13 protein-coding genes are annotated in these 16,296 nt (G+C 32.8%); 10 read left to right on the top strand and 3 right to left on the bottom strand.

The genetic code is table 11. The annotated features are described in order from the left end of the window. The first annotated feature begins 160 nt into the window (after positions 1-160). On the top strand, positions 161-313 hold the full coding sequence (locus FC72_RS10845; RefSeq protein ID WP_157051154.1) for a hypothetical protein: 153 nt from the start codon (positions 161-163) through the stop codon (positions 311-313). On the opposite strand, the gene FC72_RS09395 is transcribed toward FC72_RS10845, so the two are convergent. Further along, on the bottom strand, positions 314-748 hold the full coding sequence (locus FC72_RS09395) for an ACT domain-containing protein (protein WP_057767109.1): 435 nt from the start codon (positions 746-748) through the stop codon (positions 314-316). It lies immediately after the preceding gene. Between the two features lie 211 nt (positions 749-959). On the opposite strand from FC72_RS09395, the gene FC72_RS09400 reads away from it, so the two are divergent. From FC72_RS09400 to FC72_RS09425, 6 genes are all read left to right on the top strand, one after another. Further along, positions 960-1,655: an NAD(P)H-dependent oxidoreductase gene (locus FC72_RS09400; protein WP_235805173.1), complete on the top strand. Its 696-nt coding sequence runs from the start codon at positions 960-962 to the stop codon at positions 1,653-1,655. Positions 1,656-2,067: 412 nt separating this feature from the next. Next, positions 2,068-4,374, top strand: coding sequence for an L-type lectin family protein (locus tag FC72_RS09405; protein ID WP_057767112.1), 2,307 nt, complete (start codon positions 2,068-2,070; stop codon positions 4,372-4,374). Positions 4,375-4,420: 46 nt separating this feature from the next. Beyond that, complete coding sequence (locus FC72_RS09410) at positions 4,421-4,600, top strand: hypothetical protein (protein WP_057767114.1); 180 nt, start codon at positions 4,421-4,423, stop codon at positions 4,598-4,600. Between the two features lie 346 nt (positions 4,601-4,946). Then, the gene (locus FC72_RS09415; protein ID WP_057767116.1) at positions 4,947-5,966 is read left to right on the top strand and encodes a WxLIP family cell surface protein; all 1,020 of its coding nucleotides are present in this window, start codon (positions 4,947-4,949) and stop codon (positions 5,964-5,966) included. 333 nt (positions 5,967-6,299) lie between these two features. Further along, positions 6,300-6,911, top strand: coding sequence for a WxL domain-containing protein (locus FC72_RS09420; RefSeq protein WP_057767118.1), 612 nt, complete (start codon positions 6,300-6,302; stop codon positions 6,909-6,911). 306 nt (positions 6,912-7,217) lie between these two features. Further along, the gene (locus FC72_RS09425; RefSeq protein ID WP_057767120.1) at positions 7,218-8,087 is read left to right on the top strand and encodes an NmrA family NAD(P)-binding protein; all 870 of its coding nucleotides are present in this window, start codon (positions 7,218-7,220) and stop codon (positions 8,085-8,087) included. A 24-nt stretch (positions 8,088-8,111) separates the two neighbouring features. Here FC72_RS09425 and FC72_RS09430 read toward each other — a convergent pair whose 3' ends face one another. Next, a complete protein-coding gene (locus FC72_RS09430) occupies positions 8,112-10,643 on the bottom strand; it encodes an excinuclease ABC subunit UvrA (RefSeq protein WP_057767122.1) in 2,532 nt (843 codons plus the stop codon). Positions 10,644-10,871: 228 nt separating this feature from the next. Then, positions 10,872-11,312 (bottom strand): Rrf2 family transcriptional regulator, encoded by a 441-nt coding sequence (locus tag FC72_RS09435; RefSeq protein WP_057767124.1) that lies wholly within the window; start codon positions 11,310-11,312, stop codon positions 10,872-10,874. A 172-nt stretch (positions 11,313-11,484) separates the two neighbouring features. Here FC72_RS09435 and FC72_RS09440 point away from each other — a divergent pair, with 172 nt between their 5' ends. From FC72_RS09440 to FC72_RS09450, 3 genes are all read left to right on the top strand, one after another. Beyond that, positions 11,485-12,429: an ABC transporter ATP-binding protein gene (locus FC72_RS09440; protein ID WP_057767126.1), complete on the top strand. Its 945-nt coding sequence runs from the start codon at positions 11,485-11,487 to the stop codon at positions 12,427-12,429. Continuing rightward, positions 12,422-13,948 carry an ABC transporter permease/substrate-binding protein gene (locus FC72_RS09445; protein ID WP_157051155.1) on the top strand — a complete coding sequence of 509 codons (1,527 nt, stop codon included), beginning with the start codon at positions 12,422-12,424 and terminating at the stop codon, positions 13,946-13,948. The genes FC72_RS09440 and FC72_RS09445 overlap by 8 nt, the downstream gene beginning before the upstream one ends. A 397-nt stretch (positions 13,949-14,345) precedes the next feature. Further along, complete coding sequence (locus FC72_RS09450) at positions 14,346-16,295, top strand: Ig-like domain-containing protein (protein WP_057767130.1); 1,950 nt, start codon at positions 14,346-14,348, stop codon at positions 16,293-16,295. Position 16,296 lies beyond the last annotated feature (1 nt).

The raw sequence follows: 16,296 nt of genomic DNA on the forward strand, positions 1-16,296 counted from the left end.
CAATTAAGAGGTGCCTCAGGTCCAAAATCATTCATCAATACGATTTGACAAAGAACCTTTTTTTTATCATAAAACTCCACAGGTTATTCACTTTTTCGTCACATTTATTCGTTACAGTAAAAATAATGAATAATTTCCAATGAATAATAAGGAGTGTTTTATGGAATTCTTAATTATTGCAATAATATTTTCAATTGGTTTAATTCTGTTGATTTCCGGCAGCCATGTAAAAAGCAGCACAGTCTCCAAGCTGTTTTACTGCGTAGGAACTGTTGGCGTTATTATGGCAATGTACATTGCCTGGCCGAAGTAATCATTCCACCGCAATTAATTGAACATTGCTTATAAACTCATAGCCTTTAAGTTTTTCTATCAAATCATTAATAGTTCCGGTCATATGATTAATGTCAATTGATATTGATACACTCGCCATATTATGAATAGGGATATTTTGATTTATAGTAAGGATACTAGCGTTTGCTTCAGATATGATCAACAAAACTTTTGATAAAATTCCGGGTTCATGATCTAAAATCATTGAAAAGACAGCCTTACGGTCACTAGTACTCTCGTCAGGTAAAAAGACGAGATCCTTATATTTATAGTAAGTACCACGACTGATATTTACAGCCTTCACGGCGTCACTAACATTACCGACTTTTCCAGTCTCTAACAAATTGCGTGCCTGAATGACTTTATCAAAGGAATCCGGCAAAATAGAACGATCTACAATGTAATACTTTTCCACAATAATCCTCCTCCTATTGGTACGTGTATATTATACTAAATTATATCACTTAAACGGTTACAACATTAGTCTTAAAACAAATACTCAATACTAAAAAATGTATTGAGTTATTTTTTTGGAAAATATAAATTAATAGTATTTAATATTACAATTTTGCTCAAAATTTTGTTATGCTCATCTTTAAATAAGTAATAGTTAATTGGAAGTGAGAATGATGAAAACTTTGATAATAGTTTCTCATCCAGAGATAGATAATTCTCAAACACAGCAATTCTTATACCAAGGGGCAAAACTAGAAAATGCAATTTGGCATCATGTTGAGAAAATAAATAATTTAGATGTTATTAATGAACAAAAGTTACTAATTGAAGCGGATCGGATTATTTTCCAATTCCCACTTTATTGGTATTCAGCACCAAGTGGATTAAAATCATGGGAAGATACAGTTCTAACCAGAAATTTTATTTATGGTGATAAAACCTATCCACTGGAAGGTAAAGAGTTTGGTCTAGTGATAACTACTGGATTGCCACTGAAGGATTTCCAAAAGGGCGCAGCTGAAAATTTCACATTAGATGAATTAATGACACCATATAGGGCAATTGCGGATAAGGCTAGGATGAAAATTATGCCTATTTTTCCAGTACCACAATTTTGGTACAAGACTGAGTTAATGCAGATGGACCTTTTAGTGGATTATCAAAGATATTTAACACAAGAAATGCCGGATTCACTAAATAATAAACAAACTTGGTTTGAAAAGAAACTTCAGGAGTTAGATTTAAATTCTAATATAGAGGATAAAAAGTTTCTCGAATTAATTTTAAGTAACTTTACATCGAGAATTGAAGAATTGGACCAATTGAATGACACTTTAGAGATGGTTAAGGAAGATGATGAGAATTAATCTTTCTTAATCATCTTTTTTATATAAATAAAAATCCAATTAAATGATTTTTGTCATTTCTTGTAACCATTCAGTGATGGAACAACTTATCAAGTAGCCAATACTTGGACTAAAGACGACGGTATAATTCTTAAATCTAATTCAACGGCTAAAGCTGGAAATTATAAATATGATGTTACTTGGGATTTAACAGATTCCATTTAAGAAAAGACTTTCAATAATAAATGTTTATTATTGAGAGTCTTTTTTAATTATTTTTTAAATATGACTCATAAATTTTCACTTATCAAAATTCATAATGATTAATTATATATATTGAGTTCCATTAATGATTTAAAGCGTGTAAGATGTATTTGTAAATAAAAAAGACGTTATATTTATAAATTATTTGATTATATAAGTGAGGGATTATATGACCATAAATAAAATTATAAAAGCAGTTAATTTTTTAGCATGCTTATTTATGATTGGATTATTTGTATCTATTGAGCAAAATAACATCGTTGAAGTCAGAGCTGCTACTGATGTTCCTGTGGCAAATTCACCAGAGGGATTAAATTTTAAGGATTATTTTGTTAGAGGAAGTTTTAGGGGTAACGGTGCTGATACTACGAATTTTAAAAATGGAAATACTAGTATTATCCAAGTTACACCAAGAGAGGGAAGTTCCATCGGTGCAGTTTGGTCAGCAGCTGATAAGGATAACTATCTAGATTTAAATGCTAAGCAAACTCTATCAATGTGGATGTATTTTGGTAATGAAAAAGATCCAGCTGACGGCTTAGCGTTTATATTACAAAATTCTGGGATCGACGCAATTTCTAAGGATGGTAATTTACCTGCTAAAGGTCAAACCATGGGAGTTTGGGGAATAGATAATGATTATAAGAATACTGATCCTAAGAAGTTATCTGATTCCGCCATTCAAAATAGTTGGGCCTTGGAGTTTGACACTCATATAAATAGAACGCTTGCCGGTTCAGATATGTTTAGCAATGGTTCTATAACTGGTAGTCCCGTGGGAATCAATAATGGATTTGATTCAGTGGTCAAAACAATCGTGAATAATCCGTCTAAGTCTTTTTCACATATTGCTGATAATTATCCGGGTTCAAGTGAGTCATATCTTTTACAATCGGGATTTGCACCATCTTATCCAGGAGCTGGTTCAGGACCTTCGGTTTATTGGTATAGATTGGCACATAATAATTTGGTAACAACGTATGGTCCAAATTCTAATTATAATTTTACGTTGAGTAATGGTCTTTGGCATCATTTAGTTATCAATTGGACACCACCAGAAACTGGTAGCACAATAGGTCATTTATCTTATAATCTGGATGATAAAATACATACCGGAGAAGTTACGGCTGATAATAATGCGCAACCAATTAGTGTAAAAGATATTCCAGTTGATACTAGTTATTTTTATAAAAATGCTACACAGAATTTCACTAAAGATGAAGGCAAAGTGATCTGGGGCTTTACTGGTAGTACTGGAGATCAGTATGCGAGAAACATGGTTATTTTTGAATCAATTCCATCGCTAGTTGAAGGGTCAACCAGCACACATATTTATAATGATTCACAAGGTGGAAAGGAATTAAGTGCCACTGATAAGGATGTTTATAATAATGAGATATTGCGCTTTGTATACAATGTAAAGCGTGATAGTGGGGCTCAAGACTGGAATAATATCATTGCAACTATTAATCTTCCCAATAATGTCATATATGGGAGTGGTTCAATTAAATATAGCGATGGTACTAGTGAAACTATAGGATCAAATGAACTAACCTCTGCACAACTAAAACGCACTCTAAAGGATCTTTTAAAAGATAAGGATCCTAAAAGTGCAACGATAACCCTTGTTGCCGTGACTTATTCTAGTACTCCAACAGTAGATACACCTGTTGGTGCAACGGACGTTTCATTTATGGGAGATAATCTGATCAAGTATGACAAACTTCAGGACTTTGTTATAAAATCCACACCTATGCTTTTGAGCCAGGATAATCCTAATTTGGATATTGGGGATGCTTCATCAGTAGATGCAACTGGTAAAGTGGGTTATATGGGAGTTAGTTCTATTGATAATTCAACTATTACGATGCACTATTCTTTGAATGGCAATAAAGAACAAACGACCGGATTACCTTCAGGAAACGATGGGAAAATGAAGATAACAATCCCTAGAACGGATTTAAATGATGGTAATAATACTTTAGTTGTCTATGCGTCAGATAAAGATGGCAATCATTCGAATTATGTATCTTATAATATTTCAAAACCTACATCAGCTCCTATTTTGATCGATGCTGATGAAGATATGTATTTCCAAACAGTTAAATCCAATGGTAAAAATCAAATAGTTAAACGACAAGGTAATTGGAAAGTTAATATTGTTGATAATGCGATGGATACATCTAATTGGAAATTGAGCGCTACCGCAGTTCAATCCAGTGGCAGTCCGGTTTTAGATGGTGATCTATTATACGTTGATGATTCAGGGATATCACACTCTATTTTAAATGGGAACATAATAGATATAGCAGATAAAAATACCTTCCCAATTGATCAAATTATTAATGATTCAACATATCAGATTGCCAACACTTGGAGTCCTGATAATGGAATATTGTTGAAAGCTAATTCAACGGCTCGCTCTGGAACATATAAATATACTGTTACTTGGGGATTAACTGATTCAATTCGTTAATAATATATGATATTATGAGGCAGATTCAGATTCGAGGTAATAGCTTATGGATGAAAATACTAAGTGGTTGATAAAAGAAATAGATCAATTGTCATCTAGACAAAATGATTATGAAAAAAGAGCTTTATTGACATCTTTGAAGAAAGTTGTTTTTGAGCAACAAAAACGAATTGAGCAAGCCCAAGGTGAACTTGATGGTCGCCTTTGGGATCATAATAATTGGTAAAATAAAATAGGCAAATTAATTGTATTGACTGTAATAACTTCATATAATCGGCTTTGAAAAACATGATAATAATCATTGCTTTTTATCAAAACCGGAATCAAGTTTTAAAAATTATTTAAGGATAATTGAGATGGATGATAAGAGGGTGTGACAAAAGGCGGTCAGCCACCGGATCATAGCCTAGAGACACGAATGATTGGTACTATCAATCATTTGTATCTCTAGGCTATGTGGAGGTTGCAGTCTTTTGTTGCACGGTTAGTCTATAAAAGCTCGGGAACAAAAAGGTTGTGGCTTATGTCACGACCCCTTATTGGGAATTGGTGGTTTCATAGGAGATTTTAATATGAAGAAGCTATCAATTATATTTTCTTTCTTTGTTTTATTATTAGCCAGTTTTTTTACGACAGATTTAACGACAACTCAAGCGGCTAACTTGAATTACACTGTTTCGCCTGATTTACCTGATAATCAAGCAGATTCAAAGATTAGTTATTTTGATTTAAATGTAAAACCTGGTGATACTCAAAAATTAACCTTTCATATTAATAATACCGATAATTCTGATCACAAATATTTGATCTCCATTAATCGTGCAAGTACAAATGTTAATGGTGTTATCGATTATAGTAAACACGGTACCAAGGCTGACTCATCTATTCAGGCAGATATTGAAAAAATGGTTCCACAACCAAAAACAGTTTCTGTACCAGCTAACACCGATAAAAAAGAAACTTTTGAATTAAAAGTTCCTGAAAAAGAGTTTAAGGGCATAGTTTTAGGTGGTATTCAAATCAAATTACTAGATTCACCTACTGCTAAGACATCTGATAAAAAAGGTGTAACCATTAATAATCAATATGCTTATGTTATTGGATTACAATTGCAGGAAGGTTCTGAGAAATTTCAACCTCATTTAAATTTGAGATATGTAAAGTCAAAACAAATAAATTATCAGAATTATATTATTGCTAATATTCAAAATGATCAGCCAGCTATTATCAATAAAATAAAAGCTGATGCCAAAGTTACTAAAGAAGGTAGTGAAGAACCCGTATATAAGCTAGAAAAAGATGGCTTAGATATGGCGCCTAACAGTAACTTTGATTTGCCAGTAAGTACTGACAATACTCCTTTGAAATCTGGTAATTATACTTTGCATTTGAAATTGACAGAAAAAGATAAGACTTGGAACTTTACTAAAGACTTTAATATTTCTACAACAAAAGCAAAACAGATGAATAAGACTGCAGTTGGTGAAACTAATACCAAGAATAATTGGCCAATGATGGCTGTATTAGCTTTCTTGATTTTAATTATTGCAGCTTTACTAACAATCATCATCAAGAGTAAAAATAAAAAATAATGTTTAAAAAGGGGATGTGACATAAGTCATTCCCTTTTTTAAGTTTTCCAATTTTTATAGACTAAACGTGCGATAAAAGGTTGTAACCTATACATAGCAACGAACCACGAATGATTGATGGTACCAATCATTCGCATTCCTAGGCTATGCTCCGCTGGCAAACCACCTTTTGTCACACTCTTTTTTTCTTAGGTGCTTTTATTTTGATTACTCGATTAAAAAGTTGTATATATAAGGGCGGATAAGGGAATTACTTATCCGAGACAAATCATGGACTAACGAGGGGAGCTCATGGGAAAGTTTCTTTAGGTAAGAAAATAGAGGAAAATAGTCATGATTAAATTTGTAAAAGGTATCGCAACATTAAGTGCATTAGCATTAGCCCTTCCGGCTAGTTTATTAACAGTAAAAGCCGCAACGACGGCTCCAACTCCAACAACGGCAACTTCCCCAAGTCCTATTTCTAAAACTTCGAGTGTTGCATTGCAACAAACAGGATCGCTAAGTTTGGATAGTGCCCCAGATATTAGTTTTGGAACACAAGACTTAAGTGTAAGTAAAACTACTTATACAGACAGTGTCTTTGACGACGCATTACATATTACAAACCCAGGCTTTCCAAGTGGATGGTCACTAACAGTCGCTGACACTGGATTTACTGATACAACAAGTAAGGCTCCATTAAAAGGTGCAGCATTATCACTTGTAGCACCATCACTAACAGCTGATGATAGTACTAATGAATCAGACCCACCTGTCACAAAAACTCCAGTTGCAGTTTCTAGTGCAGCATCAGTAGTCGCTGATGCACCTGCTGGAACAGGTATTGGTGCTTATACTGGTGACTATGCAGCTGGAGCAGCTTCATTGTACGTTCCAGCCGGCAATATTGGCGGTAGCTATAGTTCAACATTAACATGGACATTATCTGATGCTCCTGCTTAAAAATAAATAGTTAATATAATAGGTTCATTGTCAAACATATGGATGACTGATTTGGAACCTGAAGCACCTCTTGATTGAGGTGCTTTTTTTATGTTTTGACGATTTTTTAGTAACAAAATAACATCTTCGCATCATAAATATTGAATATTTGTATTTATTGGTAAGGTAGGCTTTATTATCTTTGTTCATGTGAAATTAAGGTCTAAAATAGAAAGTGAATTTATTTGAAGTGTTGAAATAACATTTTTTGCAACCGCTTAACTAATGAAGTATCATACATCTATTAGAGAAAAAGGGGGATTAATATTGAAGTATTTAATTACAGGTGTTACTGGACAACTCGGATCAAAGATTTTAGAAGAAATTAAAAAAATTGTCCCCAAAAATGATGTTGTGGCAGGGATCCACAGTACTTCTAAAATTGATGATTTTAGAGAAAAAGGATTAAAGGTAGTCAAAATAGATTATTTTGATCGAGATTCTTTAGTAAGTGCTTTAAGAGACATTGATATTTTTGTGTATATTCCAAGTAAAAGTTACGATAGTTTTACTAGAATCACTGAGTTGGAATATGTCATAAGAGCTGCTCGAAAAGCCAATGTCAAACATCTAATTGCTATGGGATTTATTGGAGATCAAGTAAATGATCCATTTGTTTTGTCAGCATTTTATGGATACATGCCAAGAAGATTAGCTTCTTCTGGATTGAAATATACGATAATTCGTAACTCTTTATATGCTGACACATTGATTTCCTATTTACCTGAAATCTTGGAAAAGGGTAATGTTAACTATCCGATGAAAGATAAAGCATTGTCGTTTATCAGTTTAGAAGATAGTGCAAAAGCTTTTGCTAAAGTAGCCGTTGATGATAAACTCCGTCAAAATGAGAGAATCTACACGCTTACTGAAAGCAGAAATTATACAATGTTAGAATTGGCTAATATTTTAAGTAAAGTGACAGGTCGTAAGATAGGCTACCAGCCAGCGGATTTGTCTGATTTTGAAGATATGCATAACAAATATGGCGAAGGATATATACTTGGTTCTATGTATAAGGCTGGTTCTAGAGGATTGCTACAGGAACTTTCAAATGATTATCAAGTAATTATGGGGCATGAAGCTACTTCATTGTTAGAATTTTTAAAAAATAGAGTAAATGAAAAATCATTCTAGGTTTATCCCAGAATGATCTTTTTGTTATATATTGAATTCTTTAAAATGTTTCTTTAAATATTTTCCAGTGATACTGTTTGGCGCTGAACAAATTTCTTTTGGAGTTCCAGAGGCAACAATTTGTCCACCATTGATACCACCTTCTGGACCTAAATCATTAATGTAATCAGCATTAGAAATTATATCTAAATCGTGTTCAATAACTATTACTGTTGCATGATTATCAATCAGTTTATTTAGAACAGATATTAGAGTTGAAACATCTTTAGGATGTAGTCCAACACTAGGCTCATCAAAGACAAATAATTGATCTTTTTGACTTCTCTTCATATAAGTAACAAGTTTTAGACGTTGTGCTTCACCACCAGATAGGGTAGGAGTACTTTCGCCTAATTCTAAGTAACTCAAACCAATTTCTGAAAGAGTATTGATAACTGATTCGATATTAGATTCTTCTTTAAAGAAAGAAGCAGCTTCAGTGATCGACATATTTAATATTTCAGCAATATTTTTTCCATTCCAAGTTATACCAAGGATTTCTTTTTTGTAACGATCTCCATGACAAACTGGACAAGTTTCTACCATATCAGGAAGATATTGAATATCTAAAGTAATGACACCTGTTCCGCCACAATTTGGACAAGCACCTTGTTTATTATTGTAAGAAAAGTAACTGGCAGTGTAGTGTTTTTCTTTTGCCTTATCAGTGGAGGCAAATAGTTTTCTTACTTTATCTAAGATTTTCGTATAAGTTGCGACAGTTGAACGAACATTTTTACCAATAGGTGTTGAATCAACGGTAATGACATTTTTAATGCCACCATTATCAATTGATTTTACATAATTTGGGATCGGCTCTTTTTCTTCCTGATTCAATAGTGAAGGGATCAAGCTATCAAAGACTAATGTCGTTTTTCCAGATCCTGACATACCTGAAACGATATTTAAGGATTCTTTACTAAAACGAGCCTTCATATTATTAATATTAAATCGTTTACCAACTTCGATATCTAATTCGCCATTTTCAAATGGTTTAGTTTGATGATGCTGAATGATTCTTGCATCACCTGTTAAATAAGGTTTAATTACAGAATTTGAAGTTTGTTTTATTTCATCGACAGTTCCTTTGGAAATAACATTACCACCATTTTCTCCTGAGGCCGGTCCAATTTCAATAACGTAATCAGCCGCGGAGATAATGCTCGTATCATGATCGACAACAATTAAGGAATTTCCCAATCGAACTAACTCACGAAGTATTTTTATTAATCCAGTGACGTTTGCGGGATGTAGTCCAACACTAGGTTCATCTAAAACATATAGAACACCTGTCATTTGATTACGGATAGTTCTTGCTAGTTGGATACGTTGGAGTTCACCTGTTGATAAAGTGTTTCCTGCGCGCATTAGAGTTAAGTAGTTAAGTCCCAAATCGTCAATAGGCTGTAATAATTCCAATAATTCGTTTGTTAAATTTTTGCCTAATTTTTTCATATCGTCAGGTAACCAGTCTAAGATTTCTTGGCAAAAATCTTGAAGTTGATTGATGCTTAATTGACAAACTTGGGCAATATTTTTACCAACTAATTCATTAGTAAATAATTTAGGGTCAAATCGACTACCTAAGCAATTGGGACATTCTTTAACTGAATAGAATCTACCAAGTCTAGTCAATGTATTTTCATTCTTTGTGCTGGCAAGACTGTGTTTTACAGCATCGTAGGCATTTTCATATAGTGCATTTAATTTGAATGATTTACCGGTTGAGGTAGGAATTATTACTTCCTTTTTGACACCTTTACCATGGATCACAATTTCTCTTTCTTTTTCAGTTAAATCTTTAAAAGGGACATTTGTGCGTACACCCAGTTCTCTTACCACTTCTATTTGAAGTGAACGGCCTGGAAGACGCCAAGATCTTACGGCACCTTCTTCAAGTGTTAATGATTTATCAGGGATTATTTTGTTCAATTCAATACTCTTTAAAAATCCGGTTCCTTGGCATTTTGGACAGGCACCATCTGAATTGAATGCAAAATCCTCAGCTCCAAAAGCCATAAACTTAACTTGGCAAATAGGACAGGTGATAACTCCCATGTTTTCGTCAGTCCCTGGAAGATCCATTGCACGTGAAATATCAAGGGTGGGGTCTAGTCGATGCCCATTTGGACAAACAATTGATGAAAGTCTTGAGAACATGAGTCGTAAAATGTTAAGACTTTCTGTCATAGTTCCAACTGTTGAGCGAACACCAGGAACAGTTGGTCTTTGTCTAAGGGCAATTGTTGACGGCAAATTTTTGATGTTTTCTACATTAGAACGACCGGCCTGGGTAATACGACGTCTTGTATAAGTTGAAAGTGCATTAAGGTATTTTCTTGCTCCTTCAGAGTAAATGGTATCCATGGCCAATGATGACTTACCAGATCCTGAAACACCGGTAATGGACACAAATGAATTTAGTGGGATATCGACGTTAAGATTTTTTAAGTTATTAGCTTTTGCTCCTCTAACTTCTATGTTATCTGGAATATAGTTTTTGTGTCTAATTGCCATATTTTCCCCCTCAAATTTTGATACATATAATTATATAACAGAGATTTTAAAAATAAAGCGATCGTGACATAAGCCACAACCCATTTTTTGTTTCCAAATTTTTATAGACTAAACGCGCGACAAAAGACTGCAACTTCCACATAGCTACGAACTACAAATGATTGATGGTGCCAATCATTCGTTTTTCTAGGCTATTCTCCGGTGGCGAACCGTCTTTTGTCGCACTCTCTAGGTAATATTATCTTTATATTTTTGTTTTACCAAAATAGTTTCGATCACATCTTGCAAAGTTACTTCATTTAACTTACGTTGTGCAGCAATTTTTGCATCTTCGTAGTAGTTTCCTAAAACATCTTGAATATTTCCACCAACTATACAATCAGGATTAGTCTTTTTATCTAATTCAAATAAAGGTCTATTACCCTCAGTTGCCAAATATACATCTAATAGCGTAATGTCAGCAGGATTTTTGGCAAGTTTAGGTTCGGCGGTTCCTTGTTTAGTATCAATTAGGCCTGCCTCACGTAAGATCCCCATTAATCTACGTATTACGACTGCTGATGTTTCAACGCTACTGGAGATTACTTCACTTGATAATTTAATATCTTTGTATATTTCAATAAACGCTAAAATGTGGATAGAGTCGCTAAATCTAGTAGAGACATGCATTTTAATACCTCCTAAGATGTAACTTAATTAATTACACTATATACTAAAATTAGCTAGATGTTTCGTCAATTTCTTTGACTGCTAATTGCATATTAATTGACAAAATTAAATCCTAATTATATCGTAAATGTAACTTATCGTGTTACATAGTTGTGCTATAAAAGGGGCATATATGATTGAGTTTAAGAATGTTTATAAAAAGTACGATAATAATGAAAATATAGCTATTAAGGGTTTAAATCTCCAAATAAATGATGGAGATTTTTTTGTCTTAGTGGGACCCAGCGGAAGTGGGAAAACAACCACATTAAAGATGATCAATCGTCTTATTAAACAAACCTCAGGTGAGATTTTAATTGATGATGAAAATATTGAGAACTTAAATCTACAAGAAATGCGTCTTAATATGGGGTATGTTTTGCAGAATATTGCCTTATTTCCAAATATGACTATTGAAGAGAATATAACAATTCAGCCTGAATCCTTAAAATGGACCAAAGAAAGACGCCATAAAGTTGTAATGGATCTTTTAGATAAAGTTGGATTACCAAGGGAATATGCCAAGAGATTTCCACGAGAATTGTCCGGTGGAGAACAACAACGAGTTGGGATAATTCGTGCACTAGCATCTAATCCTAAAATAGTTTTGATGGATGAACCTTTTAGTGCACTGGATCCAATTTCTCGTAATCAATTGCAAGAATTGGTTTTAAAACTTCATCAAGAAATGAAGATGACATTTATCTTTGTCACACATGATATGAATGAAGCATTAAGACTAGGTAATACTATTGCCATTATGAGAACTGGACATTTGGAACAAATTGGAACTCGAGATGAGATAATTCATAATCCGAAGAATAATTTTGTTAATGGATTTTTTAAGAATCAACATAATGATGATAAGAAAATTAAGTTGATCGTTGATAGCCAAGACTGCCAACAAATTGATCATCAAGTTGCCGATTTAAATGAAGAAAATAATATATCTGATTTAGCACAAATACTAAGAGATAAAAAATTTGCGTTAGTTGAAAATTCTGAAGGTAAAGTGTGGAAGTTGACTATCCAAAACCTACTAAATTATTTGGCAAGGGATGGTGATGGTCGTGAATAGTATTATTCATATTTTACAAACTCAAGGTAATGATATTTTAAATTCAATAGGTCAACATATTACTATTTCCTTAGTTTCGTTATTAATAGCTGCTGTTATTGCTATTCCTTTAGCAATAGTTTTGATGAAACATAAAAAAATTGCAGAAGTCATTTTACAAATTACTAGTGTCTTACAGACAATTCCTAGTTTGGCATTATTAGGAATTTTAATTCCAATTGTTGGTATTGGTACAGTTCCATCGGTTATTGCTTTAGTTTTATACGCTGTGATGCCAATTTTTCAAAATACTTATTCGGGACTAACAACAATTGATTCCAACTTAGAAGAAGCTGCGGAAGCATTTGGACTTTCTAGGTCAAAAAAATTGGTTAAAATTGAAATTCCTTTAGCAATGCCGATGATTATTTCAGGACTTAGGATCGCTATGGTTATGATTATTGGTACTGCAACACTTGCAGCACTTATTGGAGCCGGCGGACTTGGTACTTATATCTTATTGGGAATTGAAACTAATAATAATGCATTATTGATTATTGGTGCTGTATTCTCAGCCATTTTGGCACTTATTTTTAGTGCTTTGATAAAGGGTATTTCTAAATTATCATTGAAAAAAATCGGTATTATTTTTATGGCAGTTATTGTTTTAATGGGCGGTTATTTTGGATATAAAACAGTTGAAAAGCCGCAAGTATCAATTACTATTGCCGGTAAAATGGGTAGTGAACCTGAAATATTGATTAATATGTATAAAGATTTGATTGAAAATGATCATCCTAATATGAAGGTTTCTATTAAACCAAACTTTGGAGGAACATCCTTCTTATATAAAGCATTAAAATCTAATTCGATTGATATTTACCCTGAATTTACAGGTACTGTACTTGAATCTCTAGTTAAGACAAATAAAGATGCTAGTCATGATCCTAAAGCTACTTATAACTTGGCTAAAAAGTTATTAAAAGAGCAAGAGAACTTGGATTATTTAAAGCCTATGAAATATGAAAACGGCTATGCCTTAGTTGTTAAAAAGAGTTTTGCTAAAAAGTATAATCTGAAAACTGTTTCCGATTTGATAAAGGTTGAAAACAAAATCCATGCAGGTTTTGATCCTGATTTTTATCAACTAAAAGATGGATATCCGGGCATTAGTAAAGCCTATAATTTGGAGTTTGCAAGTACTAAAACTATGGAATCATCAATTAGATACAAAGCAATTGCTAATAACAAAGTTAATTTAGTTGATGGTTATACTACAGACCCCCAAATTGAAGAATATGATTTAGTAGCTTTAAAAGACAATAAAGAGTTTTTCCCACCATATCAAGGAGCACCTCTAGTTTCTGAAAAGCTGATCACTGAGTACCCAGAGTTAAAAGCTACTTTGAATAAATTAGCTGGAAAAATTAGTGTTGAAGATATGCAGAAGATGAATTATCAAGTTGCGGTTAAACACGAAAAAGCGTCGAAAGTCGCACATGATTATTTAGTTAGTCATAATTTATTAAGAGAAAAATAGAAGTAGCAGAATAGATCTTAGTGAAATATCTTGATTTAGTTCATAAAATATTCCACTTATCCTAATTTTGTTATGGACAAATAGACAAACATTTATTTCATAAAATACTAAATTTAATTGAGCTGTTAGTTACAGATAGTAAATAGATCAATGTTTATAAAGTGACTTAAATACTTATGTTTCTTGGGTTTCTAGAAGTTAAAAATTATTTAAAAAAAGTAATAGCTAGTGTTTAAATCAAAAAAAACTCTCAAATTTTTGGGAGCTTTTTTTGATCTAGACCGATTTTACGAAAAATGAAATGATAAACGAAATGAATAATGTTAACATTTGAATACGGTTATAGTTACTATAATTATATCATTATAATTATACATGGAATATAGAAGGTGTTAATATGAAAAAATGCATATTCTTATTTACGCTACTTTCGTTGAATATGACTGTGTTTATCATTTTTTCAGAAGATAAAAGTAGTGTAGTAATTCATGCAGATAGTACCGAACAAACAAATTATTTTAGAAAATTTAATTTTAGCGATGTAAGCAATATTGAACCTTATAGAACTCCGACACCAGCACCAAAAAGTGTTTTTGGATTTTTAATGAGTGCCGGTTATCGAAAGCAACCCCCAAGAGAAACATATGTAAAAATAAAGTCAACCGTTACTTTGAAGACAGATCAAGATAGGTCGGGATTTTCGACCAGTACTAATTGGATTTCTCGTCCAAGGTATCAATGGTACTATCGACCGCTTTATGATAATCAGTGGTATCCAGTCAGTAAAGAAGATGGGGGTAATAAAAAGAATTTAACAGTTAGTGAAGAAGTTGTCAGAACCAGATATTATCAACAACAGACAACATGGAATACTTTTCCTCAAACAGTTATTTATTCCAATATAGCTATGGTTTCCTTTGGTGAAACATCAATTCCAGCTACGAGTATTAAGTCGGGAATTGATGATTCATATTTTTACAATCGTAAAGACAACAACAGTTCTGAATACGCTCATGCTCATTTGAGGCCTAATAATTCTACGGATACTATAGAATGGTCTAGCAGTGATAAAAGTTTGGCGACAGTAGATTCTGAAGGTCTTATAACTGCAAACAATTTGGAAAAATCGGGAAAGGTTGTTATTACCGCTACAGCCAAGGGTGATAATGAGGATCCAAACCTGGTTCCGATAAGTTCATCGTTTGAAATAGAAGTTGGTGGGGGATTGGATTCACAAACTGTCAAATCTGGTAAGTCAGCTACTTTTAAAATTAGAGGTAATATTGATCCAGACCAAGTGACTGTCAATTGGTATAAAATCTCTAATGGAAAAAAAGTAAAAGTTGCTGACTCCGGGTTAAGTTACATAACTCCGCCTGCAAGATTATCAGATGATGGTACGCAATATTATGCGGAGGTTAATATCAATGATAGAGCAAATTCTAAAACGTTAGTTACTAATAATGCAGTGCTAAATGTTGACCAATCTGGAAGCCCTAAAATAACTTTTACTGATAGTATTCAGAATAAAACTTATGAAGGCAATTTAGATAATAAGTTGAATACAGTTTTAAACAATGTTGTTGGTGGAGATCAAATAGAAATAGATGCTCAAATTTCAAATGAGAATTCGGAAGCCTCTTTAAATAACGGAAAATTTATTCTGCCATTATATAAAAATATGACTGTTCAAAGGATTTTGATTGATGATAAATTGATTGATGAATCCAGATATTCAGTCAAAGATTCTATTTTGGAAATATCTCAAATGAATATCGCAGGGATTGAATTTCATAATATCCAAGTTGTACTAAATATGGGTACGACAACTAAAGATAGTTTCGTTTCTACTCCATTTATTAAAGGAATTGATTCAGATGAAGTTTCTTATCAAAAAGAAGGACTACCACTTACACTTAATTTATTAGGAAATATTTTAAAGCTGACTGCTTACAATGTTGATTATGGAATTCATCACTTTATTCAAAAAGATCAAATTGTTGACCGTGTTAACCATAATGATGGTAATGATCCCATCTTAGAAGTTGATGATCAGAGAAGAAATAAGAAAGAATTGAGATTGCAACTCTCTCAAGATGATTATTTTAGAAATTCTAAAGATAAGAATATAATCCTTCCTGCTAATTTGAGATACTATTTTTCAGATGGTAATTATACCGATTTGTCAAAAGATGATGTCTTTTTAAATATTGGAGGACATGGTGAGAATATGCTAAATATTACTTGGCAAAAAAAAGAAGGTCTTAAACTTCACTTTGAATCTGAAGATTTTAAATCTGGTCAATATACAACTACATTATCTTGGACTGATGTAAATAGTATTTAGT

It is taken from the genome of Companilactobacillus tucceti DSM 20183 (genome assembly GCF_001434665.1).
Classification (GTDB): Bacteria; Bacillota; Bacilli; order Lactobacillales; family Lactobacillaceae; genus Companilactobacillus; species Companilactobacillus tucceti.

Excerpts from the sequence above, each read along its gene's own strand:
- FC72_RS09410 (WP_057767114.1), top strand. The coding sequence starts at position 4,421 with ATGGATGAAAATACTAAGTGGTTGATAAAAGAAATAGATCAATTGTCA.
- FC72_RS09415 (WP_057767116.1), top strand. The coding sequence starts at position 4,947 with ATGAAGAAGCTATCAATTATATTTTCTTTCTTTGTTTTATTATTAGCC.
- FC72_RS09400 (WP_235805173.1), top strand. The coding sequence starts at position 960 with ATGATGAAAACTTTGATAATAGTTTCTCATCCAGAGATAGATAATTCT.
- FC72_RS09420 (WP_057767118.1), top strand. The coding sequence starts at position 6,300 with ATGATTAAATTTGTAAAAGGTATCGCAACATTAAGTGCATTAGCATTA.
- FC72_RS09405 (WP_057767112.1), top strand. The coding sequence starts at position 2,068 with ATGACCATAAATAAAATTATAAAAGCAGTTAATTTTTTAGCATGCTTA.
- FC72_RS09450 (WP_057767130.1), top strand. The coding sequence starts at position 14,346 with ATGAAAAAATGCATATTCTTATTTACGCTACTTTCGTTGAATATGACT.
- FC72_RS10845 (WP_157051154.1), top strand. The coding sequence starts at position 161 with ATGGAATTCTTAATTATTGCAATAATATTTTCAATTGGTTTAATTCTG.
- FC72_RS09440 (WP_057767126.1), top strand. The coding sequence starts at position 11,485 with ATGATTGAGTTTAAGAATGTTTATAAAAAGTACGATAATAATGAAAAT.
- FC72_RS09435 (WP_057767124.1), bottom strand. The coding sequence starts at position 11,312 with ATGCATGTCTCTACTAGATTTAGCGACTCTATCCACATTTTAGCGTTT.
- FC72_RS09430 (WP_057767122.1), bottom strand. The coding sequence starts at position 10,643 with ATGGCAATTAGACACAAAAACTATATTCCAGATAACATAGAAGTTAGA.